This is a genomic window from Rhodoferax sp. GW821-FHT07G04 (assembly GCF_059418585.1).
The window spans coordinates 98,034-123,046 of sequence record NZ_JBWKQD010000003.1 but is presented as its reverse complement, the minus strand read 5'-3'; the positions used below and the strand labels follow the sequence as shown (position 1 = coordinate 123,046).

Sequence of the window (25,013 nt, the reverse complement as noted above, 5' to 3'; positions counted from 1 at the left end):
CAAGCAATGGAGTCTCCCATGGCAAGCAACCCCAAGCCCGGTGCCGTCATCTTCGCCAAAGACCTGAACCGGCTCACCGCGTTCTACGAATCCCTGCTGTCCATGGCCGTGGTGCACCGCGAGCCGGACCATGCCGTACTGGAAGCACAGGGCCTGCAGCTCGTGGTCCATGCGATCCCCCAGCACATTGCTGATAGCTTTGAGATCACCACCCCGCCCGAGCGGCGCACCGAGACCGCTATCAAGCTCTTCTTCACGGTGCAAGACCTTGCACAGGCCCGCACCGTGGCCGCGCAACTCGGCGGTGGCCTGAACCCGGTGGAGCACGAGTGGGAAGCCCGCGGCTTTCGTGCCTGTGACGGATTCGACCCCGAAGGCAATGTCTTGCAACTGCGTATCAGCGCGCCCTGAGGACCGGAGGGCAGCGTCGGAGACAATGCGCACCTGCATTGCCCACCGTAGTTGAGTCCTTTTCCATGCAAGACCCGATCGACGCGCCACACGCCTATCCCGCTTCTGCCGAGCCGCCGCCACCACCTCCGGCACCACAGCCCCCCGCGCAGCTGAATTTTCTGCAATGGACCGCCGCGGGCCTGCGGGCCGCCGCATGCCTGGCGCCCCATATCGGGCGTGCCAGCCCCAACCGGGCCCAGTTGTTCTGGCTGATCGCACTGTCTGCGCTGGCGCAATTGGCGATGGCGCGGCTGGAGGTGCCCGGCGCTGCCAGCTTCCAGTTGCTGGGCTGGATCTACCCGCTGTGTACCGCAGGCTTCCTGGTCTTTCTGGTCTGGGCCAGCTTGAGTGGAGATCCCCGCGCACCTCAGGCCCACCCGGCGCCGGTACCCGCGTGGTTCGGCCTGTGGAGCGTGGCTGGCGTGCCGATGTCGGCCGCAGGTGTGTTGCTCACTGCGCTGTCCGCCCGCGAAATGCTGCCTGGCTGGTGGACGGAGGGCACCTGGCTGGCCTGGCTGCTCTATGCCCTGGTCTGGGTGTGGTTGATGCTGGTGGCCTGGCGGGTCACAGCCGCGGTGACCAGCGCCCGCGTGGCGCAGACCTGGGTCATCGTCGGCGTGCTGCTGATTGAGGGCTTCTCCACGGTGCAGCTGGACAGCCGGCCCTGGCAAGCCGACTATGCCGACCAGGAGGCCACGGAAGCCACTCCCAACGCATCCGAAACCCTGACGCTAAGCCAGGAAGTTTTTGAAGACCAGCAGGCCCTGCTGGCCGATGCGCTAGGCGCCATCACGCCACGGCAGGCGGACCGCATCAATGTGTTCGGATTGGTCTATGCCCCCTATGCCCAGAGCGTGTTTGTGCGCGAAAGCGCCATGGTGGCCGGTGTGCTGCAAGAGCGCTTTGGCGCCCAGGGCCATGTGGTGCAACTGGTCAACCATCCCGCGGTCACCGACAGCATCCCCTGGGCCACCAACCAGAACCTGCGCGCCAGCCTGCAGGCCCTGGCCCGGCAGATGGACCGCGAGAACGATGTGCTGGTGGTCTACCTCAGCTCGCACGGCGGTTCGGACTTCAAGCTCGCCACGCAGCATCCGCCGCTGGATGTGGCCGAGCTGACGCCGCAGATGCTGCGCGACATGCTGGACAGCGTGGGTGTGCGCAACCGGGTCATCGCGGTGTCGGCCTGCTTCTCGGGTGGCTGGGTGGAGCCGCTGGCCAGTGACAGCACGCTGGTGATGACAGCCGCCGATGCCACCCACACCTCGTATGGCTGCGGCAGCCGCTCGGAGCTCACCTTCTTTGGCCGCGCCCTGTTTGACGAGCAATTGCGCCAGACCTATTCGTTTGAAGAGGCCTTTGCAGCGGCCGGCCCCATCATCCGGCAGCGCGAGATCGAAGGCAACAAGGAGGACGGCTTCTCCAATCCGCAGATCGCCGTGGGCCACGGCATACGCGGCGTACTGGCCAAGCTGGAGCGCGAGCGCAAGCTGGCGCAGTAACCGACGCCAGGCTCAGTCGCGTGGCCGCTTGAACGCGATCCACGCGGCAATCAGAGTGAAGGTGATGATGATGGCCACCACGGTCCAGAAACCGTGGGGGCTGTCCGCCAGGGGGATGCCCCCCACATTCATGCCCAGCAGGCCGGCAATGATGTTGATGGGCAGGGCCAGCACGGTCACGATGGTCAGCACATAGAGGCTGCGGTTGTTGGCCTCGGCCACACGGCCCGCGATTTCTTCCTGCAGCAGCTTGATGCGCTCTTGCAGCGCCGCCATGTCGCTCAGGGCCACGTTGAATTCCTCGGTGGACTGGCGCAGGTCTTCCACGTCTTCTTCGTCCATCCAGTGGGGCGGCAGCTTCAGCAGGCGAAACAGCGCGGCGGGCTCGGGTGCCAGCAGCCGCTGCAGCCGCACCAGCAGGCGGCGCAGCGCGCCCAGGTTAGCCCGCTTTTTCTCCAGGCGGCCAGACAGCAGGTTGTCCTCGATCTCATCCACTCCCGCGGTCGTGGTGCGCACGATGCCAACCAAGACGTCGCCCTGGTCATGCATCAAGTGCACCAGCAAATCCACCGACGAACGCAGCGGCGCGCCGCGCTTGACAGCATCGCGCAGCCGGTCGATAGAGCGCAGGGGTTGCAGGCGCGCGCTGACCACCAGCCGCGGGCCGACTGACAGCCACATCGTGGAAATGTCGCTGGGCTCAAAGGCGAAGTCGTAGTGCACGTCATTGACGACGGCGATCAGCATGTCGTCGTCCAATTCCACGCGCGTGGACTGCGTGCCGTCTTTCAGGGATTCATGGAAGACATCGGAGAGCCGCACGTTGTCGCGCAACCACTTCTCCGTGGCGCTGTGCGCCAAATTGAAATGCAGCCACACAAAGCCGGCCGGGGTCTCCGCATCGCCCTGCCCCGCCGTTGGCGCCAGCCATTGCAGCGCCTGCTGCGTATCAATGGGCAGGCCTTTGCCATTGGCATCGAACTGGAAGCCGCAGATCAGCCCCGACGCATCGGCGCCATAGGTGGTGGCAAGGGTTGTGGGCATGGTATGTGGCTTTGCTGGATAAACTTTTCAGTATGGCGGTCAATTGTGTCGTGGCCATGACGCGGGCGGTGCCACGCTACCGCCAGACAAGCACCAGCCCACCGCATTACAGATGGGCCATATCGCGCAGGTCGTCACGCAGGTCCGCCCCCTTGACGCCTCGGGCATGCAGACTTACCAAGAGCTCGATGCGCCGGCGTAGCGAATGCAGGGTTTGCAGCGTGGCCAACCCCACGTCCACACCCGGTGCACCCTTGCCAGCCACCAAGGGCGGATACGCCCAGACGGCGGTTTGCGGCTGGCCGGGCCAGATGGGGTGCTGGTAGCTGGTTTCTTCGTCCAGCGCAATCACGTAGTCCATGCGCGGTGCGCCATTGCGGGTGAATTTGCCCCAGCCTTTGCACTGCAGGCCATCGGTGGCAATGCCGGTTGTCTTCAGTGCCAGCAAAGTCCACTCGCTGGCTTGCCCAGTGGACAAGGCCGGCAACCCGCAGGAGTAGGCCCGGAAACGGGATTTTCCCAGGTGCCGCAAACAGGCCTCGGCCAGCAGGCTTCTGCCCGCATTGTCACGCGACACAAATAACACCGCTGATTCATCAGAGCTGTACATGCGGCCATCTTAGCGGCTGAATATTGACTATGCTTTTGATAGCGGAACACACATATTTGACGAGGGCTAGCGGCCTATTTTTCCTAAGCACTTGCAACCCAAAGGCATCACTGACGCGTGAACCGCCGTTCAGCTGTGGGCTTGGCCGGGCGCAAAGTCGTCCACCTGGATCACCCGGTCGGCCGCCAGCAGGTAGGCCAGTGCCGCGACGGGATCGCGTGACAAGGCCGCAACCGTCTTCGGCGCCTCGCCGCTGCGCAGCGCGCGGTTCAGTGTCGCCATTTCTGCATCCCCCAGGGTTTTGGCGGCCTCCAGTGCGAGCATCAAGTCCAACAGGCCACCGGCTTTGGGTCGCCCCAGGTCGGGGCACAGGCGCGGCATGAGCCGTGCATCACTGCGCAGCGACTCCGCTACGGCCAACAGCGTGCGGTCATCGGGCATGGCCAAGTGGTGCATGCCACCCTGCAGGGCCGGGGATAGCAATCCGACCGGCCAACCGGGCAGGTTGGCATACAGTCCGCGCAGCGTTTGAGCCGCCCCAGCCAATTGCATCTGGATCGCGGCACGGGCGATTGGCAGCAAGGCAACATCACCATCTGCCTGGTAACGCCACACGCAGCACGAGGCGAGGTACAGCGCCGACAACACATCGCCAAGCCGGGCCGACAGCAACTCCAACCGCTTGAGCTTGCCACCGAGCAGGCCCATGGCCAGATCCACCGCCAGCGCAAACTGGGCCGACAGCCGTGCAATCTGTGCGGTCTGCGGGCGCAGATCCACCGGCGGCGAACCCACGACGCGCGCACCCAGCAACCCCCGCATGGTGTTGCGCACCCCCTGCGCCAGATGGGACAGCAGCGCGCTGCCCAGGGCAGACGCATCACCCGCCTGCACGGCATCCATTTCGCGCAGCACATAGGGGTGGCAGCGCACGGCCCCCTGTCCAAAAGTGATCAGGGCCCGGGTCAGCAGGTTGGCCCCCTCCACGGTGATAGCAATGGGCGCATGCCGGTAGGCCACACCCAGCAGGTTGTGCGGGCCGCGCATGATGCCTTTGCCGCCCAGTATGTCCATGCCGTCGTTCACTGCGCGGCGGCCGGCTTCCGTCAGTTGCACCTTGAGCATGGCGCTGGCCAGGCTGGGCTGCTCGCCAGCGTCCAGTGCCGCTGCCGTGTAGCGCCGGGCCGCGTCACTGGCGTACAGGGCCAAGGCCATGCGCGCCACAGTGGCGGCCACCGCATGGAATTTGCCGACGGGCAGGCCAAACTGCTCGCGGATTTGCCCATAGCCGTTGGCGACAAACAAGCTGGTCTGCTGCATCGCCGAGCCCAGCGCGGGCAACGAGATGGCGCGCCCGGCGGCCAGGCACTCCATCAGCATGGACCAACCCTTGCCGATCTGCTCCTCGCCACCAATGATCCAGTCCATGGGCACAAAGACTTCGGTACCCCGCACCGGGCCGTTCATGAAGGCCGAGCGCATCGGCGAGTGCCGCCGGCCGATCTCCATGCCCTCGGTGGGCACCGGAATCAAAGCACAGGTGATGCCCATTTGCTGCCGACCTTCCGACAGCGTGGGGTCTATGGCCTGAAACGCCAGGCCCACCACGGTTGCCACCGGTGCCAGCGTGATGTAACGCTTGTCAAAGTTCAAGACAAAGCCCCGCTGCCTGCGCCCATTGTGCTCACGCACGGTCAGCACACCGGTATCAGGGATAGACGCGGCATCCGAGCCCGCATAGGGTGCTGTCAGCGCGAAGCACGGCAGCTCCCGCCCATCGGCCAGTCGGGGCAGGTAATGGTCTTTTTGGGCGGCCGTGCCATAGCGCAGCAGCAGTTCGGCCGGCCCCAGTGAATTGGGCACCATCACCGTCACGGCCGCAGGCACGTTGACGCAGGCGATGCGTGCGACCACGCTGGCATGGGCGTAGTGGCGAAAGCCCAGACCACCGTATCGCACGGGGATGATCATTCCGAAGAACTTGTGTTCGCGTAAGAAAGCCCAGACTTCGGGCGGCAGATCGCCTGCCTCGTCGATGGCGAATTCGTCCAGCATCGCGTTCAGCATGCAGACGTCTTGCGCCAAAAAGTGTTGCTCCTGCGGCGTAAGGTGGTTGATGCCGCGCGCACGCAGATCGTCGAAATTGGGGCGGCCCGTGAACAATGCCCCTTCAAAGCCCACCGTGCCCGCCTCCAGTGCAGCGCGCTCGGTGGGCCCCAAGTTGGGCAGCGCACGGGCAAACGGCGCCATCGCCATGCGACCGACAGTAAGGGCAAAAGGATTCATCGTGGTGTGACTCCGCTAGCCCTTGCCGGCGCGCACGCCGCAGCGCCGAGGCAGGTATGGCGTGGCTGGCTAGATGCTCACGCGGTCCCGCATCACGTGGATGGTGTCGTGCGCCTGCTTGACGCTATTGCTCTGGCGTTGAACGATGTCGCGCACATTGGCAGGCAAAGCCTTGCCCAGCGCCTTCTGGTACTCACGCACAGCCTGGTCTTCGCTGGATTCGACAACGGACAGGATGGCGTGGTCGTCACCGCCCAACGCGGCCTTCAGGTCCATCCAGCCGCGCCGCAGCGCACCGGTAACGGTTCCCGTGTTTTCCGGCTCGTCACCCAGGCCATGCACCAGGGCTTGCAGTTCACCGACAAAGTGCGCCCGCACACGGCTTTGCTCCAGGCAGAAGGTCTTGGTCTGGTGCAGGTCAATCTTGTCAGCGGCCTCTTGGTAGCCCTTTTGGCCATCACGGTTGAGTTCAATGAGCCCATTCAAAGCGTTGATCACTTCGGTAGGTTTCAAAATGGTTTCGTTCATACAAAGTCCTTTCGGGTTGAGAAGAAAGCAACGCAAGCGAGATATGCCGCGCCACCAGTCCAATGTAGGCAGCCCGTGGTTTGGGGTCTGTGCAACATCACACATTGCGCGGGGTGGGGCATTGCGGCTATCCTTGCGCCAGTTTTTTCCCGCACCGGGTCTTGCCCCCACTAACTAACCGCAATGCCTTCTATGCACCACCTAATGAAAGCCACCCTTCCCCTGGTCGCAGCATGGGCGCTGGCCGGCCATCCTGCATGGGCTGACAGCACCTCTTCGGCTTCCAGCGCATCGTCTACTTCTGTTGGCAGTTCGTCGGCATCCATAGAGAAGTCCAGCAACAGTTCCTCCAACAAGGACAAGGTGGCCCAGGGCCCCTATACCGTGGTGGACATGGTGGCCGTGGCACAGCAGCCCGATATGCTGCGCGTGCAGTTGCAGGCGGTTATGCCGGCACCGGGCGCCAGCAACGAATTTTTCCTGTTGCTGCCGCGGCAAGCCGCCGAGCGCGGGCAATTGGCTGTTGGCCAGGTCATCTCGGCCGAGCACCGGCCCTATGGCCTGGCATTTACGACGCTGAATCCCGCAGGGCAGGCCGCCACGCCCTTCTTCCTGGTGCTGGACGACGCGTGGTTTGGTGAGCTGCAAAGCCGCCCGCTTGGCGTCTAAGCTGCTGCACGCAGCGGGGCGCGCAATGTGGGTTGCGGTCTATGGCCTGGCCGTGCAGGGCGCATGGGCCAGTTCGCTGAACTATTGCCAGGGCCAGACCGAGCCCAGCGCGGCCACGCAAGACCGCCTGATACAGGTCGCGGCCGTGGTCAAGGCGGAGTTGGAGCGCTCCGGCCACAGCGCTGCCATCGTGGCCCGCTCCGGCCTGGCCTTGCAACGATTTGACCACCGCTATTCCCACGCCGGTATCAGCCTCAAAGCCAGCCCCAGCATTCCCTGGTCGGTGCGCCAGTTGTACTACGCTTGCGACGAAAGCCGACCCCGCATTTTTGACCAGGGTATGTCCGGCTTTGTGATGGGTGCGCTGGACCCGGCCGAGGGCTATGTCTCGGTCCTGCTGCTGCCGCCAGATGCGGAACAAGCACTGGAACGCATGGCTTTGGACGAACAACAAGCCCTGCGCCTTTTGGGTGGCACCTACAGCGCCAATGCCTACGCCTTCAGCCAGCGCTACCAAAATTGCAACCAGTGGCTGATTGAATTGATGGCGCAAGCCTGGGGCACCCCCGCACCAGAGGGCGATGACGCACGCGCGCAGGCGCAAGCGTGGTTGCGCGCCCAGAGCTATACCGCCAGCACCTTTGATCTGGTGTGGGGTTCCCTGGCATGGCTGGCTGGCCGTTTGCCATGGCTGCATACGGACGATCACCCGCCAGCCAATATCGCCAAGGCCCAGTACCTGGTCAGCATGCCCGCCTCAATTGAAGCTTTTGTGCACCAACGCCTGCCTGATACCCAGCGCATTGAGCTGTGCTACACGCCAAGGCACATTGTGGTGCACCGGGGCTGGGGTGCCATTGCTGGCGGATGCCAACCGGACGCGGGCGACACCGTGTTGGCACTGGCCGTTCCCCAGCCCCAGTGAAGCCCTAGCTGTTGCGCCCGGCCATGACGCCGCCGTCCACGTTCCACACCGCACCGGTCACCCAGCTGGCTTGGTCAGACAACAAGAAGGCCACGACGCTAGCCACATCCGAGGACTGGCCAATGCGGCCCAGCGGGTGGAAGGCGTTGAAGCTAGCCAGCACCGCGTCATGCTGCTCACGCGGTACAAAGCTGTCATAGACCGGCGTGTCCACCACGGCCGGCGCGACCGCATTGACGCGGATGTGGTGCACGCCCAGCTCCAGCGCCAGATGCTGCGTCAGCGCATGGATGCCGGCCTTGGCCATCGAGTAGGCCGATGAAGGTGTGGCCAGGATGGCCTGCTGGGCCCACATGGAGCCGATGTTGACAATCGCCCCGCGTTGCACCGCGACCATACGCCGCGCAACGGCCTGTGTGGCGAAGAACAACGCTTTGCTGATGGCGAGGTAGCTGTCGTAATCGGCCTCGCTGTGGTCCAGAAAGGCCTTGGGCGAAAACACGCCGGCCGCATTGACCAACAGATCAAAGGGCTGGCTGCGCGACTGCACGGCTTCCGTCAGCGCCTGCAATCCCGCCGACGTAGTGATGTCCGCCTGCAGCGTGCCGATGGACGCCTCGCGCTCCACTGCCGTGCGGGTCAGTTTCTGCGTACTGCGGCCCACCACCAACACCTCTGCGCCGGCATCGGCCAGGCGATGGGCTACGGCGCGGCCTATGCCGCTGGAGCCCCCGATGACCAATGCGCTTTTGCCGGAAAAATTTTGCTTCATTTAACACTCCTATTAACCTACTAGTAGGTAGTTTTATGGGCTAAAAAAAAGGTCAGCCCTTCCTCATAAAACCATGGACCAAAATCGCCACCGTACGATCGAAGGCATCGGTGTCGCCGCTGGAATGGCACACCAGCAAGGCGCCCTGCAGCATGGACAATGCGGCTCGGGCGTGGTCGGCCGCGGCACCTTCGAAAGCGAAAACCCCTTGTGAGCGCCCTTCGGCCAACAACTGGGCCAGCCATTCGGTATTGCGGTTGAAAAATCCTTTGAGCTTGGGCAGCATGGCGGCATCCAGCGTCAGCACCTCGGCGGCCAGCATGCCGCACAGGCAAATACGTTCATGGTCCAGGGTGGTGCGGTAAATGGCCGCATAGGCTTTGAGCTTGTCCAGGGCGGAGCCCTCACTGCGCTCAATGCCCGCCAGCCGCTCGTCAAACTGCGCCGCGTAGGCCTCGACCAAGGCCACACCCAGGTCCGTCTTGCTGGCAAAGTGGTGGTGCAGGCTGGCCTTGCGTATGCCCACCTCGTCGGCAACATCGGCATAGCTGAAGCCGTTGAAGCCGCGCTGTTGCACCAGACGTTGCGCGCTGGAAAGGATGTGCTCTTTGGTGTCCATAGGGAAAGTATAACCTACCTAATGGAAGGTAGTCGTTGTTTTTAAAAAAGACGGCGCATTCCAGAGCCAACAGGCTCCGCCCGTCAAGCGCAATTCCTCAAGACCGCTGAGGACTCCTGGCCGATTTGGGGCCTGCAAACACCCGCGGCCCACTAGACTGGCCCCCTTTATTTGCGGTGCTTGTGCCATGGAACTACTAACTGACCCGAACACCTGGATTGCCTTCTTCATGCTGGCGGCACTGGAAATCGTGCTGGGCATAGACAACATCATCTTCATCAGCATTCTGGTGGGACGCCTGCCACCCGAAAGCCGCGACCTGGGCCGCCGCCTGGGCATGGGCTTTGCGATGGTGTCGCGCATTGCGCTGCTGTTCAGCCTGACCTGGGTCATGACGCTGACCGCCCCGCTGTTCACCACACTGGGCCAGGCGATCAGCGGCCGCGATCTCATTCTGCTGGGCGGCGGGCTGTTCCTGATTTACAAGGCTTCCCATGAAATCTTCATGGAAGTGGAAGCCCGTGAAGCGGATGAAGTCCAAACCGACAAAGACAATCTGAAGACCGGAGCCGCCCTGTTCTGGGGGACGATTGTGCAAATCGGCATTGTGGACATTGTGTTTTCGCTGGACTCGGTGATCACGGCCGTGGGCATGGTGGACAAGATTGGTGTGATGGTGGCTGCCGTCATTGCCTCGGTCGCGGTCATGATGTTTGCAGCAAAGCCCATTGGCGAATTCGTCGACAACCACCCCTCGATCAAGGTTCTGGCGCTGGCCTTCCTGACCATGGTGGGCACACTGCTGATTGCCGAAGCTTTTGATGTGCATGTGCCCAAGGCCTATGTCTATGTGGCCATGCTGTTCTCGCTGGGCGTGGAGGTACTCAATATCCGCGCCCGCTCCAAACGCAAGGCCTTGAAAAGCGGGGCCTGAGTCCTCCAGCACCCCAGGGTAATCAACGGGTATTGGCCAGGTCCTAGAATCAGCTTCCCCACAAGGAGACTGATAAAAATGCAGAATGCACGCACGGTGTTTGACACCCTCAACACCGACTACCTCGCCGTTCACAAGACCAAAGAAGACCTGTTCTGGGACACCTATATGGCCGTCTCCAGCGACGACGCAGGTTTTGCCCGGGCCGAAGAGGCCTACAAAAATTTCATCTCGGACCCGGCCCGCCTGGCCACGGTACGCAAGGCCTTGGCCAGCTTGGGTGATACCGACGCGGACGAGGCCACGGCCGCCCTGCGCCACGGCCTCAAAGGCTGGCTGGCCTTGTTCGAGGCCAATATCATCGACAGCGATGCGGCCCGCACGATGATGGCGGAACTGATCCAACTGGAAGCCGACCTGTTTGCCAAGCGCCGCGACTTGGTGCTGCAGCACACCAATGAAGCCGGCCAGGTAGAAGATGCCACGCTGAGCATGCTGTCCACCAACATGGGCACCAACCGCAATGAGGCCGCACGCAAGAGCTCGCATGATGCGCTGATGCAGCTGGAGCGCTGGGTACTGGCCAATGGCTGGCTGGACATTGTGAAGAAGCGCAATGCCTTTGCACGCGCCCAAGGCTTCGCCAATTACTTCGACTACAAGGTCCAGAAGAATGAGCAGATGTCGGCCGACCAGTTGTTCACGATACTGGACGACTTTGAAGAACGCACCCACGCGGCCAATACGCGCGCCTTGACCGAGCTTGCACAGGCCCATGGCGCGACCGCCTTGGAGCCCTGGAACCTGCGCTTTTTTGTCAGCGGCGATGTGACGCGCCAGTTTGACCCTTATCTGTCCTTTGCCAAGGGGCTGGAGCGCTGGCTGCAAAGCTTCCGCCGCCTGGGCATTGCCTACCGCGGTGCCACGATGCAATTGGATTTGCTGGAACGCAAGGGCAAATACCAGAATGGTTTTTGCCACGGCCCCATCCCGACCTTTTTCGACGCCCAAAACAAATGGGTGGCCGGCCAAATCAATTTCACGGCCGGCGCACAGCCCGACCAGGTGGGTAGCGGCGCACGCGCCATCAACACGCTGTTCCACGAAGGCGGCCATGCAGCGCATTTTGCCAACGTGACACAAAACGCGCCCTGCTTCTCGCAGGAGTTCGCGCCCACGTCCATGGCCTATGCCGAGACCCAGTCCATGTTCTGCGACAGCCTGCTGGACGATGCCGACTGGCTCAAGCGCTACGCACACAACGCCAAGGGCGAGGCCATCCCTGACGAGCTGATCCATGCCCGCATCAAGACCACGCAACCTTTTGCCGCGTTTGGTGAGCGCAGCATCTTGGTCGTTCCCTACTTTGAGCGCGCCCTCTACCGCCTGAGCGACGACGAACTGACACCCGAGGGCGTGCTGGCGCTGGCCCGCGCCACCGAGTTGCGCATTCTGGGTGTTGCCGTTGGCCCCCGCCCGCTGCTGGCGATTCCGCACCTACTGAACCAGGAGTCGGCTGCGGCCTACCATGGCTACCTGCTGGCGAACATGGCTGTGTACCAGACGCGCGCATTCTTCGAGCGCACCTACGGCTACCTGACGGACAACCCCGCCATTGGCCCGGCGCTGTCGCAACACTACTGGTCACGGGGCAACAGCATCAGCCACAACGACACGCTGCTGAGCCTGACGGGCGAGCCGTTCAATGCCAAATACCTGGCCGACAGCTGCAACCAGACCGTGGAAGAAGCCTGGACCGAGGCGCAGGCCAAGATGGCAGAGGCCAATGTGCGCAGCTACCCACCCGCCCCCTTGCCTGATCTGGACGCAACCATCCGTGTTGTGCACGGTGCGGAATTGATTGCCGACAACAGCGAGTCCGACCAGGCCATGTGCCAGCAATTTGAGCGCTGGATAGGTCAGCGCTACCCCGCAACAGTGCAGTGACCGACTAAGAAGCACCAGCGCGCCATTGGCCAGGCGTCACGCCGAACCAGCGGCGCGCGGCGCGGCTGAGGCTGCTGGCATCGTGGTAGCCCATCTTCTGGGCCGCAGCTTCAATGGACAGACCCTGCTGCAACAAGGCCTGCAAGGATGTGCGACGCGCCTCGTCCACCATCGTGGTCCAACTCTTGCCCTCGGTTTTGAGCGCGCGTTGCAAGCTGCGCAGGCTCATGCCCAGTGTGGCGGCCAGATCCTCAATGCGCACGGCGCCACTCGCCTGCTGGGTTAGCCACTGCACGGCAAAACTGGTGACATAGCCCACCTGCGGCAGCCCGGCCAACTGTTGGTCTGCCATCTCGCAATGCATGCGGCACAGCTCGGCGTCGGCCGAGGGCAGAGGCGCGCGCAGATCGGTCAGTGACAGCACGATGCTGTTGGCATCGGCATTGAACTGCGGCTCGACGCCAAAGCATTCACGGTAGCTATGCAGATCTCCCTGCGCAGGATGTCGAAAGCTGACCGCCAAGGGCAGGATGGGGCGAGCGGCCAGCCAGCGCGCCTGGCAGAACAGGCCCGCAATGACTGCTTCTACTTGCTGCGGCAAGATGTGAAATTTGAGTGTTTGCTCGGTGTGGATCAGGGCCACATGGCCATCACCCTGTGTTTGCGCTGCCAATGTGCCGGACTCGCTGACCAGCCGCTGGTAGCGCAGCATCACGCCCACGGCCTGTTCCAGCGTGGCGCAGCTCATGGTGGCCAAACCCAAGACACGGAAGGTGGTGGGCTTCATGCTCTGGGCCACTTTGAGCCCCAACAGCGTGTCACCCGTCAAGGCCAGCGCACGGTCCCAGATCAGGCGCGAGACGCCCACTCCCACACGGCCATTGGCCTGCGCAATCTGCTGGGCGTCCACGGGCAGGCCTTGCAGCATCCGTGCAGCAGGTACGCCGGCCGACTCCACAGTACCCAGTAATGCTCGGACATAAGCGGTGGAAACAGTGCGGGGGTCGAGCATTGGGAATGGGCATCACATTGGCATCAAATGTCAATACTGCGACCCATTCGGGTCAATGTCAAGTGCGGCCCTACGCAGAACAATGGCTGCTGCAGCAACAAACACAATGATTTGGAGACCCCGCAATGCAAGAGCACCGACTGGTGAACGAGATCCATATCCGCCGAGACCAGCAAGATGTCTTCCACTACGTGACCCAACCGTGGCGCTGGCATGAATGGCACCCGGCATCCGAGTCTGCCACCGAGCGGCAACAGGCGCTCCAGGTGGGAGACCGTTTTGATGAGACGGTGAGCATGCGTCCCTTCGCCTTCTTGCCGTTGCGCATGCGGCGCCAGCTGAGCTGGACGGTCCGAGCATCCCAAGCACCGCACGTCTGGGAAGCCCACGGCTCATCCGACACCATAGAGGTCAAGGCCCGCTACGAGCTGGACCCTATGGACGGCACACTGTTTCGCCGCACCTTCCACTACCGGGTCAAGGGCTGGCTGCGCTGGATCGAGCGCTTTTTTGTGCTGGCCCGCATGCAGCAGCAATCCACCGTGGCTCTGGCCAACCTGAAACGCGCGCTGGAAACGCAGCCTCTCAAAGGCTCAGAAAAAGTGCGGGGCATGCGATGAGCGAATCACCGGAAACCTACCGCCAAGAGTACCGCCAGGCCTTCATCAGCCCGGGCTACAACGGCTGGCTGCACTTTGCGTTCACCGTCAGCATGGCCAGCGGCATCATCGCGTTCTGCGCCCTGCACTTGCATGGCATATCCGCCTGGGAGTGGTGCACTGTGCCCCTGACATTCCTGTACGCCAACTTCTCCGAGTACTTTGGCCACCGTGGCCCCATGCACCACCCGCGCAAGGGGCTACGCATGGTCTATGAGCGCCACACGCGGCAGCACCACCGCTTCTTCAACGAGTCCCATATGGCGTTCAGGGACGCGCGGGATTTCAAGGCTGTGCTGTTTCCCCCACTGTTGGTGAGCTTCTTTCTACTGGCCTTCGGCACACCCATTGCGCTGTTGCTGGCGTGGGCGGCTACACCCAATGTGGGTTACTTGTTTGCGCTGACGGTCACGGCGTATTTTTTGAATTACGAGCTGCTGCACTTTTCGTACCACCTGCCGCCGCAGCACTTCGTCGCGCGGCTTCCTGGCATGCCGGTTCTGCGCCGCTTGCACACCGCGCACCACGACCCCGAGTTGATGGCACACCACAATTTCAACATCAGCTACCCCATTGGGGACTGGTTGTTTGGCAGCCTGTACCGCGGCAAGAAATAGAGGAGAAATGGACAGGCACAGCGCTTGTGCCCCAATGGGGTTCTGCCTATGATGGGACGACCATCAACACCGAACAGGAGACCCATTCATGCGCACCCTCAGCATCGCTCTCGCCGTTCTGCTCACCCATCCTCTAGGCTTTGCAGCCGATAAGCCGCCGATCAAGGCCTGCACCGAGAACGAGGACTCTTTCCCCTGGGTGTTGAAAGACCGGCCAGGCCTGACGGTGCTGATGCTGCGCATGGTGGAAAAGCAGGTTGGCGGCAAGATCGAGGTGGTACCGCTGCCCTGGAAGCGCTGCCTGGACGACGTGAAGACGGGCGCCGTGGATGCTGCTTTCAAGATCAGCTACAGCGCGCAACGGGCAGCAGAGCTGGGCAACTACCCCATGGCCGGCGACAAGCCCGACGCCAGTAAACGCCTGCTGACCGACAGCTACAGCCTGTACCGCCTGAAAGGCACCCCGGTGGAGTGGGATGGCAAGGTGCTCAAGGTGGCAGGCAGCGTGGGGGCGCAGTCCGGGTTCTCAGTCGTGGACCAACTCAAGGGACTGGGTGCCAAGGTGGACGATGCCACACGTTCAGCGGACGACAATTTGAAGAAACTGGTCGCCGGTCGCTTTGTGGCCCTGGCCTTGCAAACGGATGAGGGTGATATCAGTATCGAGAGCAACCCCGAGTTCAAAGGCAAGGTGGAGAAAATCAAGCCCGTATTGGTGGAGAAACCCTATTTCCTGATCTTCTCCAAGCCCTTTGCCACCAAGAACACGGCCTATGTGCAAGAGGTCTGGGACGCCATCGGCAAGGTGCGCGAATCGGCCGAATACACCAGTACGGCCAAATCCTTCAAATAGCCTGATCGGTCACTTCACAACACCCGTCTCACGCCAAGACTTCAATGCGGCCATGGTGTTGCTCACATGCTTGGCGGGGTTGAGGCTGTTGTATTGGTAAATGATCTTGCCGGCTGGCGAGATTACGAAGGACACGCGGTTGGCGTAGTCGCTGCGAAAGAAGAGCACCGCGTCATACGACTTCATGATGCTTTGGTCCGCATCGGATGCCACGGCGAATTTGCCGCGGCATTCCGAAACCGAGAATTTTTTCTGGGTTTCGATATCGTCGCGCGACACGCCGATAACTGTCGCGCCCAGGGCGCTGTACTGTTCAATGGCCTCGGCGAAGTTGTGGGCTTCTATGGAACAGCCCTCGGAAAACGCCAGGGGAAAGAAGTACAAAACCACGGGGCCCTTTTTCAACTCGTCGGCCAACGAGTATTTGATGACATTCCCCGCCATTGCAGCTTGTGCCGTAAACTTCGGTGCAAGCTCACCAACATCAAGAGCCGCTTGTACGCAGACGTTGCTTGCCACCAAGGCCACTGCCACAATCCCTTTTGACCATGCACCCATCTCGCAACCTCACATCCCAAATGTTTCAAAACCAGTATAGCGGAACGCTGTTTTTTAGCGGCCTGTTGCGCTGGGTGGGATATGTCTTTACACACAAAGTTCCAAGCCTGCCAGCCACGCTGTCCCGGCGACTGATGGTGCTCCTGGCTCTGGTGAGCCTGAGCGCCGCCCTGGGTGGCTGCGCGACCGCCCTGCCCCATGTGGACCGCGATGCCATTGCTACCGAGGCCATAGAAGCATCTGACAAGACGACGCTGGGGCGGATTGCGCAAAAATCCCTACCCGAGAAGGGTTTGTCCGGCTTTCGGCTGATGCCCTTGGGTACGTTTTCGTTTGACACCCGCGTGCAATTGGCGCAGCGCGCCGAAGAGTCGCTGGATGTGCAGTACTACCACCTGGAGAACGACGAAACCGGGCGCTGGCTGCTGCGCGCGCTGCGCGATGCGGCCAACCGCGGCGTGCGCGTACGGTTGCTGATTGACGACCTCTACACCGGTGGCCAAGACCCGCTGTTCCTGGCCTTTGCCGCCCACAAGAATATCCAGGTTCGGCTCTTCAACCCTTTCTGTTGCTCTCGGCAAGCGGGGCAGACCGGGCGCTTTCTGGCATCGCTGGGCGACATCTCGCGGGTCAACCACCGCATGCACAACAAGCTCTTCATTGCCGACGGGGCCATGGCTGTGATTGGCGGGCGCAACGTGGCCAACGAATACTACCTGCGCGGATCGTCTGAGAACTTCATTGACCTGGATGCCTTCGTCGTCGGTGATGTGCTGCCCGCCATGGCGGCCCTGTTTGACCGGTACTGGAACAGCCGCGCCGTCTACCCGCTGGAAACCATCGCCCACAGCGAATGGAGCAAGGGACAACTGCTCGATTTCTTCGAACAAGAAACCGGCCCCGCCAAGACACCTGCGCCCCAGCCGCTGGCCACTACCGATGTGCTGGGCTACCCGCCCATTGCCGACGACCTGGAAGATGGCCGATTGGGCTTGCATTGGGGCACGGCCTATGTGTTTGCGGACCACCCCGATAAACCATTCGAAGGCGTTGCCGGCGGTGAACTGCTGGAAACCAGCGTGACCTATAACGTGCTGGAAGCCGTGGCCCAGGCGCAACGGGAGGTTGTCGCTTCCTCGCCCTACTTTGTGCCAGGGGTCAAGGGCATGAAGTTCCTGAAGCAGTTGCGGGAACGGGGGGTGAAGGTGACGGTCATGACCAATTCACTGGGGTCCACCGACGAACCGATCGTGCATACCGGCTACAGCCGCTACCGCGAGCAGATGCTGGCCGAGGGCATAGAGTTGTACGAGCTCAGCACGACCCGCGTGAAGTACAACAAGCGCCCCTTCCTGTTTGGCTCATCGCTGGGGCGGCTGCACGCCAAGCTATTCGTCATGGACCGCAAGACTTCCTTCATCGGCTCCATGAATCTGGACCCGCGCTCTGCAACCGTCAACACCGAATTTGGCGCCGTCATCGATTGCCCTGAAATTGCCCGCGAGATCATCCGCGTCATCGACATCGACCGGCTGCAAAGCGCGTACCGGCTACGCTTGGGCAAGGATGGTACGGGCATCGAATGGTTGGGGATGGACGACGACAAGGAAGTCGTGTTGACGACCGAACCCGATACCTCGCTGTGGCTGCGGTTCAAGGCCTGGATACTGAGTCCGCTGGTGCCCGAAGAACAGCTTTAAATGCAAAAAGGGCCACTAGGGCCCTTTTTGTTTGCAAGTGCAAGCTCGGCAGTAACCGAGCTTTGACTGGCTATATTATTTGTCGCCCTTCTTGACGGCGTCCTTCTTGACGGCGTCCTTGGCTTCTGCCTTGACCTTGGCGCGCAAAGCAGCCATTTCTTCCTTGGACAGCTTGCCTTCGGCGGAAGCTACCAGACCATTGGCTTCGCCGCCGGCGGTGTCACCCTTCTTGTTGGCAGCCTTGGCTTCGGCCTTGACGCTGGCGCGCACTGCAGCCAATTCTTCCTTGGTCAGCTTGGCTTCAGCAGCAGAAGCGGAAGCGTTGGCTTCACCCATGGCGACTTCGCCCTTCTTGTTGGCGGCAGCGGCTTCAGCTTTCACTTCAGCGCGTGTCTTCTTTGCGTCGTCAGCAGCGTACGCACCAGCAGCGACCAAACCCGCGAGGAGGGCGACGAGAACTTTATTCATATGAAAACTCCAAAATGTGAAAGTTGATAACTTCTTGAAAAAACACAGTGACTGTCCGAGCGAAAGGGCTGTCAAAAACCAGTATACCAAGGAGTTACAGAATCCTGGGCAACAAAGCAGTGCTGTGTCTAGCTATAGCAACGCATAAGTTGGTGCAATAGTTGACGCGCACCAAAAAAGCCACTCTGCATGCAAGCCAAACACAGTGCATCGCTTGCTGTTGTTTTTTGCAACATTGGCATGCAAAGCATGCTTTACATATTCGATTCACTGCAAATACCATATGTAAAGTTTGTTCAACATCAAGAAGCCTTCCTTATGCGGTACGAATCGGTCCCGATCCAGCAGTTGCTGCGCGACGGTCTGCTGGCGGACGCGCCATGAACAATACGCTCAAACAACAGCGGACCGCGCGCGAGTTGACGCAACAGCAGCTTGCCGAGGTGCTGGGCGTCAGCCGCCAGACCGTCATCTCCATCGAAAGCGGCAAATACGATCCCAGCCTGCCGCTGGCCTTCAAGATCGCCCAATTTCTGAAGACCCGCATCGAGGATATTTTTCAACCCTGAGCGCCTGTGGGTCTACCCCACTCTGGGTAGACTAGCCCCCAAAAGCACGCAGCAACCTGGGGCCCTCATGCAAGCACAAGACATCCTCCAATTCTGGTTCGTGGAACTCAGCGACCAGCAGCGGTTTGCCAAAGATACCGCCCTGGATGTATTGATGCGTGAGCGCTTTGGACCCGTATTGGCAGCCGCCGCGCGAGGCGAGCTGTTCAAATGGCGTACGACGCCCCAAGGCCGTCTAGCGGAAATCATTGTGCTGGACCAGTTTTCCCGCAACATCCACCGCGACACAGCAGCCGCCTTCGCGCAAGACGCCCAAGCCCTGACGCTGGCGCAGGAGTTGGTGGCCAGCGGACAAGACTATGTGCTGGAGGCCGGGCGCCGCAGCTTCGCCTACATGCCCTATATGCACAGCGAGTCCCCGCTGATCCACGCCCAAGCCGTCGCCCTGTTTTCACAAACCGGCATGGAGGGCACGTTGTCCTATGAGCAACGCCACAAGGCCATCATCGACCGCTTTGGTCGCTTCCCGCACCGCAATGCCATCCTGGGCCGGCCGTCCACGGCCGAAGAGCTGGAGTTCCTCAACCAGCCCGGTTCTTCGTTCTGACGCCGGCTTGCTATTCATTTGGTAGCGATATACGCATATTTCGCGAGGACTAGCGCCCAATTTCCCATATGAGCACTGCCGCCAACCGGTCTAAGATAGCGCCCCAAACGTCTGACCGCAGGCAGCACCAGCACCCTCTACTCCATCCAGTTTTGTTGACACTCCATGGGCCCGCTGGCTACCAGCCGCGCTGTGGATAACATTGCAGCCCTTTCAAGCACCACCCACGGTCCGTTCCCGGGCCATAGCGCCTACGATGGTATTGAATAAAGGGTAAACCCCAAAGCTGAACAGGCGCCTTTACCAATGGTGAAACCCGCAGTGATAGCAAAAATTGTGTGGCGGGCAAGCACTGCGATGCAGCGTCTCCCGACCACCAGTTACCCCCCGTTTCTGTGGGTCTCTTTGTGGATAACTATGTTCACAAGCCGCCCGACCCGCGCCAACACTGGGCCGTGACAGCCTGCTACCTAAATGACCACCCCCCGGCTGGCTACACTGCCAAAATACCGGCAAGGTTTTGATAGAGAGAAGGACAACCCATGCAATCTGGCATTCGCACGGCGCAACTGCAGTGCTTCCAAACCCGTTCCAACGCGGAGGTGCTATGACAGCACACGGGCGATTCTCCAAAGTCTGCATCGTCGGCTGCGGCGCCATCGGTGGCTGGATAGGCGCCGGACTGGCGCGGGCCGGCTGCCAACTGAGCGTGTTTGCGCGGGGCGCCACTTTGACCGCCCTGCAAACGCAAGGTCTGCGGCTGGGCGACGAGCAGCACACCGTACAAGCCAGTGCCCAGGCCGCTGAATTGGGCGTGCAAGACCTGGTCGTAGTCGCGGTCAAGGCCCCTGCGCTGCGGGGCGTAGTGAGCCAGATCGGCCCCTTGATTGGTCCCAACACCGTGGTGCTGACGGCCATGAATGGCGTCCCCTGGTGGTTCTTTCAGGGTTTTGGTGGTGTACTGGACGGCACCCAATTGCAGGCCGTCGATGCCGGCGGCGAGATTGCCGCAGCCATTCCCGCAGCCACAGTCATCGGCTGCGTGGTGCACGCCAGTTGCTCGGTCGACGCACCGGGCGTCATCCACCACCATTTTGGAAGTGGCCTGATCCTGGGCGAGCCCTCGGGCCAGTCCAGCCCCCGCGTGCAGGCCCTGGCGGCTTTGCTGGCCGAGGCCGGCTTTGCCGCCAGCGTATCGCCGCAGATTCAGAAAGACGTTTGGTACAAGCTGTGGGGCAATATGACGGTCAACCCCATCAGCGCATTGACCGGCGCCACCACCGACCTGATTTTGGGCGATGAATTGGTGCGCAACTTCGTCTCCACGGTGATGCTGGAAGCCAAGGAAATCGGCAACCGCATCGGCATCCCCATCGAGCAACAACCGTCGGATCGGCACCAGGTCACACTCAAGTTGGGCGCCTTCAAGACATCGATGCTGCAAGATGTGGAAGCCTGCAAGGCCGTGGAGCTGGATGCCCTGGTCACCGTGGTCAAGGAACTGGGCACGCTGACCGGCGTCGCCACGCCATTCACCGACGCCTTGCTGGGCCTGAGCCGCTTGCAAGCGCGGGTGCGCGGCCTATACTGATCCGCGACCGCCAGACCCGCCGGCCTTGCGACCACCCAGCTTGCGGCCGCAACAGGCTTCTCTAGGAGATACCGTTTGGAAGCTTGGCACCGCTTGCAATTGACCGTGGTGCATCGGGCCGTGCGGGTATGCGCAATGGCGCTGATCTGCGGTACCGTGGCAACACCCACTGCGGCAGGCCCTCTGGTGTTTGCCTTCAGCGAGCTACCACCTTGGAAGACGGTCGACAACAACAGGCACTTCGGCGGTGCCTACACCGAAATCCTGCGCGAACTGGCACGGCGCACAGGCAACGAATTGGAAATCTTCCAATGCCCCATCAAGCGCTGCCTGAAGATGATCCAGGATGGCGAGGCCGACGTCATCATTGGCATACAGGCCTCCCCCGAGCGGGACGCCTACATCCACTTTCTGCATACGCCCTACCGCCGGCTCAGCTCCGACAAGGTGTTCTACGTGCCCAAGGGCAAGGCCACGACGATACGCAGCTACGGCGATCTGCAAGGCAAGCGCGTCGGCATCAAGAACGGCACCCAATACTTCGACCGCTTTGACGACGACACCCAGTTGATCAAGGACGGTGCCAAAGATGCGGAGGCCAATTTCAAGAAGCTGCTGCGCGGCCGTGTGGATGCCGTGGTGATGGCCGAAGACCAGGGCGAGTCTTTCGTGTACAGCCAGCAATTGCAAGGGCAGTTGGACAAGGCCGACTACCGGGAACCCGACCGCACACCACGCTCCGTAGGCTTCTCCAAAAAGTCGGCCCACGCAGCGCACCTGGCGCAGTTCGAAACGGCGATGGCTGCCATGGTGAAAGACGGCACCGTCAAAGCCTTGTTCAAACGCTATTATTTTGACGCCTACCATGTGCCCCGCGACGCATTTCCCCTCGAATAACCCAGCCCGCCCACCGCAGCGGCCCTTCTACATTTACAGGTTTTACCAACTCTCAGGAGACAACCCCCATGGCAACCTATCTCATCGTTGACACCTTGCTCGACAAGCCCGAACTATACGAAGCGTACAAGCTCAAGGCCAAGCCCCTGGTCGAACACTATGGCGGCGAATACCTGGCCCGCGGCGGTGCGTTGACGCTGAAGGAAACCGATTTGTGGTCGCCCAGCCGCATGGTGTTGATCCGCTTTCCGGACACGGCCTCAGCCAACCGCTTCTACGACTCTGCCGAGTACCAGGCCATTCTGCCCATCAGCCGACAATCGGCACGCAGAACCATGATCATGCTGGAAGGCCTGTAGGCAGGCCATCACCCTCACCAGCAGGCCGGGTCCACCTTGTAATAGCCACTCAGTTCGCGGTACAGGGCCGGGTATTCCGCAGCCAAGGCCAGGGGCTGCTCAAAAAACACCTCGGACACCACGGCGAAGAACTCCGCCGGGTCTTTCGCACCGTAGTGGTTGATCAGCCCCTGCACGCCGTGGTACACCTCGGATTGCAATTGCGCGTAGGCGGTGTGGAACACCCGCGACCAGCGCGCTGCATCGTATTGCGTGTCACCCAGCGTGGGCGGCGGTGCACCACGCGCCGCGCCGTTCTCCTGATCCAATTGGTGGGCAAATTCATGGATTACCACATTGCGGCCATCGTCTGGCACGGCCGCGCCTTCCACCGTGTCTTGCCACGACAAAATCACCTGCCCTTGCGACCAGGACTCGCCAGCCAGTGCCTGGCGGTTTTCCTGCTGTACGGCGCCGTCCATGGAGGTGCGGTTCACGAAGAAGGCGCCGGGGTAGACCAACACCTGCCGCACATTGGCAAAGTAGTCGGTTGCACGGTTCAGTATCAATAGGCAGGCCTGGGCCGCAATGACGACGCGCATCTCTTCGGTGATGCGCAGGCCCGCACACCCCAGGAATGACTTCTCGGCAATGAAGACCTGCATATGCTTTTTGAGCTGCATCTGCAGGTGGGCTGGCAGCTTCTGCACCAGGGGCACGCGGCGGCGCAAGATCTTGCGCCATGCCGCCGGGAAAGCGACCGCACGGACGCGGCTGCGGCGGTAGGCCTGCCAATAAGGCTGCCCTAAGAGCCCCGCCACCAGAAGCAGGGCCAGGCTACACAACAGAATAAACGCCACAGCACACGCTCCCATCGATATGTCGTTATCAGACAAACTAGCTGGGCGCGAAGTCGCAAAATTCAAGCCAATGGGCGGCGCTATCGGTGCGCAGGCAATAACCCCAGCTTGGCTGGTGCTAGCGTGTCACCAGCACCGGTACCTTGGACTCTGCAACTACCTTGTTGGACACGCTGCCCAGCATCAGGCGTGCGATGCCGCTGCGCCCATGCGAACCCAATACGATCAAATCTGCACCTATGGACGCAGCCGTCTGCACGATGCCGGCGGCGGCGCCCACCTCTTCCACCAGGCGCACGTCCAGCGCCACGGCTTGTTCCCCCTCCTGTCTGCACAATTTCTCGACATGCGCATGGGCTTGTGAAGCCTGTGCCTGTGCGGCCGACATATAGGACTGGAAGCCCATGGGATTGATTTCACCCACACCCAGATACGGGTAGGGGTCTACTACATACACTGCGGTCAGCTTGGCCCCGTGTGTGCGGGCCAGGCTGACGGCCAATTGGGCTGCGTGCTCGGACGCGGGGGAACCGTCGGTTGCGATAACAATGTGCTTGAACATGAGAATCCTCCTCAAGAAAGAGTAATGATCTGTGCATGTTGCACTTGCTGAGCCCTAGCCTCCTTGCGCTAGGTCAAGTCAAAGGCATTGATGTGCTGCATGCCACTACCAACGACGCAATTTCGCTTATGCACTTCATTGTGGCCCCATGCAAGAACCCATGTCGCAACACGGGTCTGGCACCCTAGTTAGCCCCACGCGCCTGCTGGCTGACAAAGTACACCACCTTACGCGCACGCATCACGTCGCCCAGCGGGCGGTGCGCGGCCAGGGCCTGCCAGGGGTCGAAGGTGGCGGCCTCGACCTGCTGCGCCAAGGCCTTGCCTTCTGCCGAGGCATTGTCTTGCTTGGGCAGTGTCAAGCGCGCAACCGTGGTGTAGGGGCTGGGCCAGTTGACCGAAGCGTCTTCGATCGGCGTACGCTGGGCATCCACATAGGGCTGCAATTGCAGATCCCACTGCAAACTCTTTTCGCGCAACTTGGCGCTGAAGTCTGCACCCCAGTCCTGCTTGGCATCGGCACTGGCCGGGCCGTTGCTGCCGGCAGGCACCATGCGCACCCGCACCGCATAGGGACCGCAAGCAATAGGGGCTGCGCTGAACACGGTCTCGGTCGCGAAACCGCCAAACGGTTTTCCTACCGTCTTGACCATGCTGAACAGGCGGGCCGGCGCACCGAAGACACCGTAGCGCTTGAACAGATGCTTGAGCAATGCACCGCCCCCTTGTGATGCGGCGACGACGAACTGCACAAAATCATCCGAACTGGTAAAGCCAAACACCTCCTGGTTGATCAAAGCAAAGTCCTGGCTGACTGCAGGCCCGTTGCCCAATGCGGAGTCCCCTTGCACACCCAGTACATGCAAGGCAAAGCCCCGGATATCGGGTGTACGGTCACTGGCCTTGTCCAAGCCGCCATTGGACAAACGCACCCAGGTCTCAAACGTGCCGGGCTTGGCAAACAGGCCATGGCGTGCGAACTCCGGTAGATCCCCCAAGACTTCCAGCGTACCTTTGGCCGCTGTCAATTGCTTGCGGTGCAAGGCCCGGCCATTGCCATACTTCTTGGACTTTCGGGCCTGTATGGCGGCGAACTGCTGGCCATAGCCTGCAAAGCGTTCGGCCTCATCCGGTGCCACGTTTTCCTGCCATTGGGTGCTGGGTGTCAGGTCTTTGGCCATGGCGTGCGTTCCGGTAGTGATTGGGAAGGGCATGGTAGACGCAAGTGCCCCACACAACAAGCGGTGGCTTCCCGAAGTTTGGCCTATTTCTGCCGTAATATCGCGCCATAAAACCCCATGTCGGGGTTAACTCTGGAGGGCATATGGCCAAAGGCGATCAACACAAAGAAAAAATGGTGAAGAAACCCAAAAAAGACAATTCCGAACCCAAGCCCTCATCGTCTGACCGCCCCACTCCGCCGGTCACTGCGGT

At 61.4% G+C, this 25,013-nt stretch carries 28 protein-coding genes; 16 read left to right on the top strand and 12 right to left on the bottom strand.

The window, feature by feature from the left end; all coding sequences use genetic code 11:
• The first annotated feature begins 18 nt into the window (after nt 1-18).
• Nucleotides 19-411, top strand: coding sequence for a VOC family protein (locus AC07OO_RS17865; protein ID WP_495083483.1), 393 nt, complete (start codon nt 19-21; stop codon nt 409-411).
• 65 nt (nt 412-476) lie between these two features.
• Nucleotides 477-1,955, top strand: coding sequence for a C13 family peptidase (locus tag AC07OO_RS17860; protein WP_495083482.1), 1,479 nt, complete (start codon nt 477-479; stop codon nt 1,953-1,955).
• Nucleotides 1,956-1,967: 12 nt separating this feature from the next.
• Here AC07OO_RS17860 and AC07OO_RS17855 read toward each other — a convergent pair whose 3' ends face one another.
• From AC07OO_RS17855 to AC07OO_RS17840, 4 genes are all read right to left on the bottom strand, one after another.
• Entirely contained in the window at nt 1,968-2,999 is a 1,032-nt protein-coding gene (locus AC07OO_RS17855; RefSeq protein WP_495083481.1) for a transporter, read from the bottom strand.
• A 106-nt stretch (nt 3,000-3,105) separates the two neighbouring features.
• On the bottom strand, nt 3,106-3,609 hold the full coding sequence (locus AC07OO_RS17850; protein WP_495083480.1) for an arsenate reductase/protein-tyrosine-phosphatase family protein: 504 nt from the start codon (nt 3,607-3,609) through the stop codon (nt 3,106-3,108).
• A 129-nt stretch (nt 3,610-3,738) separates the two neighbouring features.
• Nucleotides 3,739-5,895: an acyl-CoA dehydrogenase gene (locus tag AC07OO_RS17845; protein ID WP_495083479.1), complete on the bottom strand. Its 2,157-nt coding sequence runs from the start codon at nt 5,893-5,895 to the stop codon at nt 3,739-3,741.
• 69 nt (nt 5,896-5,964) lie between these two features.
• Nucleotides 5,965-6,423 carry a PA2169 family four-helix-bundle protein gene (locus AC07OO_RS17840; protein WP_495083478.1) on the bottom strand — a complete coding sequence of 153 codons (459 nt, stop codon included), beginning with the start codon at nt 6,421-6,423 and terminating at the stop codon, nt 5,965-5,967.
• A gap of 204 nt (nt 6,424-6,627) precedes the next feature.
• Here AC07OO_RS17840 and AC07OO_RS17835 point away from each other — a divergent pair, with 204 nt between their 5' ends.
• A complete protein-coding gene (locus AC07OO_RS17835; protein WP_495083477.1) occupies nt 6,628-7,092 on the top strand; it encodes a hypothetical protein in 465 nt (154 codons plus the stop codon).
• A complete protein-coding gene (locus AC07OO_RS17830; protein ID WP_495083476.1) occupies nt 7,082-8,017 on the top strand; it encodes a DUF2145 domain-containing protein in 936 nt (311 codons plus the stop codon). The genes AC07OO_RS17835 and AC07OO_RS17830 overlap by 11 nt, the downstream gene beginning before the upstream one ends.
• A gap of 4 nt (nt 8,018-8,021) precedes the next feature.
• Here AC07OO_RS17830 and AC07OO_RS17825 read toward each other — a convergent pair whose 3' ends face one another.
• Together AC07OO_RS17825 and AC07OO_RS17820 are read right to left on the bottom strand one after the other, a co-directional pair.
• The gene (locus AC07OO_RS17825; RefSeq protein WP_495083475.1) at nt 8,022-8,789 is read right to left on the bottom strand and encodes an SDR family NAD(P)-dependent oxidoreductase; all 768 of its coding nucleotides are present in this window, start codon (nt 8,787-8,789) and stop codon (nt 8,022-8,024) included.
• Between the two features lie 52 nt (nt 8,790-8,841).
• Complete coding sequence (locus tag AC07OO_RS17820) at nt 8,842-9,408, bottom strand: TetR/AcrR family transcriptional regulator (RefSeq protein ID WP_495083474.1); 567 nt, start codon at nt 9,406-9,408, stop codon at nt 8,842-8,844.
• A gap of 187 nt (nt 9,409-9,595) precedes the next feature.
• Here AC07OO_RS17820 and AC07OO_RS17815 point away from each other — a divergent pair, with 187 nt between their 5' ends.
• Nucleotides 9,596-10,342, top strand: a complete 747-nt coding sequence (locus AC07OO_RS17815; RefSeq protein ID WP_495083473.1) for a TerC family protein — start codon at nt 9,596-9,598, stop codon at nt 10,340-10,342.
• Nucleotides 10,343-10,420: 78 nt separating this feature from the next.
• Nucleotides 10,421-12,289, top strand: a complete 1,869-nt coding sequence (locus AC07OO_RS17810) for a M3 family metallopeptidase (protein WP_495083472.1) — start codon at nt 10,421-10,423, stop codon at nt 12,287-12,289.
• Nucleotides 12,290-12,293: 4 nt separating this feature from the next.
• Here the strand turns inward: AC07OO_RS17810 and AC07OO_RS17805 are convergent, their stop codons facing one another.
• Complete coding sequence (locus AC07OO_RS17805) at nt 12,294-13,301, bottom strand: AraC family transcriptional regulator (RefSeq protein ID WP_495083471.1); 1,008 nt, start codon at nt 13,299-13,301, stop codon at nt 12,294-12,296.
• Nucleotides 13,302-13,426: 125 nt separating this feature from the next.
• Here AC07OO_RS17805 and AC07OO_RS17800 point away from each other — a divergent pair, with 125 nt between their 5' ends.
• The 3 genes from AC07OO_RS17800 (at nt 13,427) to AC07OO_RS17790 (ending at nt 15,430) form a co-directional block, all read left to right on the top strand.
• Nucleotides 13,427-13,921: an SRPBCC family protein gene (locus AC07OO_RS17800; protein WP_495083470.1), complete on the top strand. Its 495-nt coding sequence runs from the start codon at nt 13,427-13,429 to the stop codon at nt 13,919-13,921.
• Nucleotides 13,918-14,577, top strand: a complete 660-nt coding sequence (locus AC07OO_RS17795) for a sterol desaturase family protein (RefSeq protein WP_495083469.1) — start codon at nt 13,918-13,920, stop codon at nt 14,575-14,577. Before AC07OO_RS17800 ends, AC07OO_RS17795 begins: the two co-directional genes overlap by 4 nt.
• Nucleotides 14,578-14,665: 88 nt before the next feature.
• Nucleotides 14,666-15,430 (top strand): substrate-binding periplasmic protein, encoded by a 765-nt coding sequence (locus AC07OO_RS17790; RefSeq protein ID WP_495083468.1) that lies wholly within the window; start codon nt 14,666-14,668, stop codon nt 15,428-15,430.
• Nucleotides 15,431-15,439: 9 nt separating this feature from the next.
• Here AC07OO_RS17790 and AC07OO_RS17785 read toward each other — a convergent pair whose 3' ends face one another.
• Nucleotides 15,440-15,988 carry a peroxiredoxin gene (locus tag AC07OO_RS17785; protein WP_495083467.1) on the bottom strand — a complete coding sequence of 183 codons (549 nt, stop codon included), beginning with the start codon at nt 15,986-15,988 and terminating at the stop codon, nt 15,440-15,442.
• A 134-nt stretch (nt 15,989-16,122) separates the two neighbouring features.
• On the opposite strand from AC07OO_RS17785, the gene AC07OO_RS17780 reads away from it, so the two are divergent.
• Nucleotides 16,123-17,688, top strand: coding sequence for a phospholipase D family protein (locus AC07OO_RS17780; protein WP_495083466.1), 1,566 nt, complete (start codon nt 16,123-16,125; stop codon nt 17,686-17,688).
• A gap of 75 nt (nt 17,689-17,763) precedes the next feature.
• Here AC07OO_RS17780 and AC07OO_RS17775 read toward each other — a convergent pair whose 3' ends face one another.
• Nucleotides 17,764-18,156: a DUF4148 domain-containing protein gene (locus AC07OO_RS17775; RefSeq protein ID WP_495083465.1), complete on the bottom strand. Its 393-nt coding sequence runs from the start codon at nt 18,154-18,156 to the stop codon at nt 17,764-17,766.
• Between the two features lie 189 nt (nt 18,157-18,345).
• Here AC07OO_RS17775 and AC07OO_RS17770 point away from each other — a divergent pair, with 189 nt between their 5' ends.
• From AC07OO_RS17770 to AC07OO_RS17745, 6 genes are all read left to right on the top strand, one after another.
• Nucleotides 18,346-18,540: a hypothetical protein gene (locus tag AC07OO_RS17770; RefSeq protein ID WP_495083464.1), complete on the top strand. Its 195-nt coding sequence runs from the start codon at nt 18,346-18,348 to the stop codon at nt 18,538-18,540.
• Nucleotides 18,537-18,725, top strand: a complete 189-nt coding sequence (locus AC07OO_RS17765) for a helix-turn-helix transcriptional regulator (RefSeq protein WP_495083463.1) — start codon at nt 18,537-18,539, stop codon at nt 18,723-18,725. The genes AC07OO_RS17770 and AC07OO_RS17765 overlap by 4 nt, the downstream gene beginning before the upstream one ends.
• Before the next feature lie 67 nt (nt 18,726-18,792).
• Nucleotides 18,793-19,332, top strand: coding sequence for a DUF924 family protein (locus AC07OO_RS17760; protein WP_495083462.1), 540 nt, complete (start codon nt 18,793-18,795; stop codon nt 19,330-19,332).
• Nucleotides 19,333-19,939: 607 nt separating this feature from the next.
• Entirely contained in the window at nt 19,940-20,923 is a 984-nt protein-coding gene (locus AC07OO_RS17755; RefSeq protein ID WP_495083461.1) for a 2-dehydropantoate 2-reductase, read from the top strand.
• A 75-nt stretch (nt 20,924-20,998) separates the two neighbouring features.
• Nucleotides 20,999-21,820: a substrate-binding periplasmic protein gene (locus AC07OO_RS17750; RefSeq protein WP_495083460.1), complete on the top strand. Its 822-nt coding sequence runs from the start codon at nt 20,999-21,001 to the stop codon at nt 21,818-21,820.
• Nucleotides 21,821-21,888: 68 nt separating this feature from the next.
• On the top strand, nt 21,889-22,179 hold the full coding sequence (locus tag AC07OO_RS17745) for a DUF1330 domain-containing protein (protein WP_495083459.1): 291 nt from the start codon (nt 21,889-21,891) through the stop codon (nt 22,177-22,179).
• 14 nt (nt 22,180-22,193) lie between these two features.
• On the opposite strand, the gene AC07OO_RS17740 is transcribed toward AC07OO_RS17745, so the two are convergent.
• The 3 genes from AC07OO_RS17740 to AC07OO_RS17730 all read right to left on the bottom strand — a co-directional run bounded on the left by AC07OO_RS17740 (nt 22,194) and on the right by AC07OO_RS17730 (nt 24,760).
• Entirely contained in the window at nt 22,194-23,018 is an 825-nt protein-coding gene (locus AC07OO_RS17740; protein WP_495083458.1) for a M90 family metallopeptidase, read from the bottom strand.
• A 118-nt stretch (nt 23,019-23,136) separates the two neighbouring features.
• Nucleotides 23,137-23,580: a universal stress protein gene (locus AC07OO_RS17735; protein ID WP_495083457.1), complete on the bottom strand. Its 444-nt coding sequence runs from the start codon at nt 23,578-23,580 to the stop codon at nt 23,137-23,139.
• 184 nt (nt 23,581-23,764) lie between these two features.
• Nucleotides 23,765-24,760, bottom strand: coding sequence for a catalase family protein (locus tag AC07OO_RS17730; RefSeq protein ID WP_495083456.1), 996 nt, complete (start codon nt 24,758-24,760; stop codon nt 23,765-23,767).
• Between the last annotated feature and the right edge of the window lie 253 nt (nt 24,761-25,013).

Bases quoted from the DNA above. Each gene is read 5' to 3' on its own strand.
- AC07OO_RS17855 (WP_495083481.1), bottom strand. From the start codon at position 2,999: ATGCCCACAACCCTTGCCACCACCTATGGCGCCGATGCGTCGGGGCTG.
- AC07OO_RS17860 (WP_495083482.1), top strand. From the start codon at position 477: ATGCAAGACCCGATCGACGCGCCACACGCCTATCCCGCTTCTGCCGAG.
- AC07OO_RS17735 (WP_495083457.1), bottom strand. From the start codon at position 23,580: ATGTTCAAGCACATTGTTATCGCAACCGACGGTTCCCCCGCGTCCGAG.
- AC07OO_RS17780 (WP_495083466.1), top strand. From the start codon at position 16,123: ATGGTGCTCCTGGCTCTGGTGAGCCTGAGCGCCGCCCTGGGTGGCTGC.
- AC07OO_RS17820 (WP_495083474.1), bottom strand. From the start codon at position 9,408: ATGGACACCAAAGAGCACATCCTTTCCAGCGCGCAACGTCTGGTGCAA.
- AC07OO_RS17790 (WP_495083468.1), top strand. From the start codon at position 14,666: ATGCGCACCCTCAGCATCGCTCTCGCCGTTCTGCTCACCCATCCTCTA.
- AC07OO_RS17825 (WP_495083475.1), bottom strand. From the start codon at position 8,789: ATGAAGCAAAATTTTTCCGGCAAAAGCGCATTGGTCATCGGGGGCTCC.
- AC07OO_RS17840 (WP_495083478.1), bottom strand. From the start codon at position 6,423: ATGAACGAAACCATTTTGAAACCTACCGAAGTGATCAACGCTTTGAAT.
- AC07OO_RS17755 (WP_495083461.1), top strand. From the start codon at position 19,940: ATGACAGCACACGGGCGATTCTCCAAAGTCTGCATCGTCGGCTGCGGC.
- AC07OO_RS17745 (WP_495083459.1), top strand. From the start codon at position 21,889: ATGGCAACCTATCTCATCGTTGACACCTTGCTCGACAAGCCCGAACTA.
- AC07OO_RS17770 (WP_495083464.1), top strand. From the start codon at position 18,346: ATGCAAGCCAAACACAGTGCATCGCTTGCTGTTGTTTTTTGCAACATT.
- AC07OO_RS17805 (WP_495083471.1), bottom strand. From the start codon at position 13,301: ATGCTCGACCCCCGCACTGTTTCCACCGCTTATGTCCGAGCATTACTG.
- AC07OO_RS17845 (WP_495083479.1), bottom strand. From the start codon at position 5,895: ATGAATCCTTTTGCCCTTACTGTCGGTCGCATGGCGATGGCGCCGTTT.
- AC07OO_RS17835 (WP_495083477.1), top strand. From the start codon at position 6,628: ATGAAAGCCACCCTTCCCCTGGTCGCAGCATGGGCGCTGGCCGGCCAT.
- AC07OO_RS17865 (WP_495083483.1), top strand. From the start codon at position 19: ATGGCAAGCAACCCCAAGCCCGGTGCCGTCATCTTCGCCAAAGACCTG.
- AC07OO_RS17810 (WP_495083472.1), top strand. From the start codon at position 10,421: ATGCAGAATGCACGCACGGTGTTTGACACCCTCAACACCGACTACCTC.
- AC07OO_RS17785 (WP_495083467.1), bottom strand. From the start codon at position 15,988: ATGGGTGCATGGTCAAAAGGGATTGTGGCAGTGGCCTTGGTGGCAAGC.
- AC07OO_RS17760 (WP_495083462.1), top strand. From the start codon at position 18,793: ATGCAAGCACAAGACATCCTCCAATTCTGGTTCGTGGAACTCAGCGAC.
- AC07OO_RS17775 (WP_495083465.1), bottom strand. From the start codon at position 18,156: ATGAATAAAGTTCTCGTCGCCCTCCTCGCGGGTTTGGTCGCTGCTGGT.
- AC07OO_RS17815 (WP_495083473.1), top strand. From the start codon at position 9,596: ATGGAACTACTAACTGACCCGAACACCTGGATTGCCTTCTTCATGCTG.
- AC07OO_RS17795 (WP_495083469.1), top strand. From the start codon at position 13,918: ATGAGCGAATCACCGGAAACCTACCGCCAAGAGTACCGCCAGGCCTTC.
- AC07OO_RS17850 (WP_495083480.1), bottom strand. From the start codon at position 3,609: ATGTACAGCTCTGATGAATCAGCGGTGTTATTTGTGTCGCGTGACAAT.
- AC07OO_RS17800 (WP_495083470.1), top strand. From the start codon at position 13,427: ATGCAAGAGCACCGACTGGTGAACGAGATCCATATCCGCCGAGACCAG.
- AC07OO_RS17730 (WP_495083456.1), bottom strand. From the start codon at position 24,760: ATGGCCAAAGACCTGACACCCAGCACCCAATGGCAGGAAAACGTGGCA.
- AC07OO_RS17765 (WP_495083463.1), top strand. From the start codon at position 18,537: ATGAACAATACGCTCAAACAACAGCGGACCGCGCGCGAGTTGACGCAA.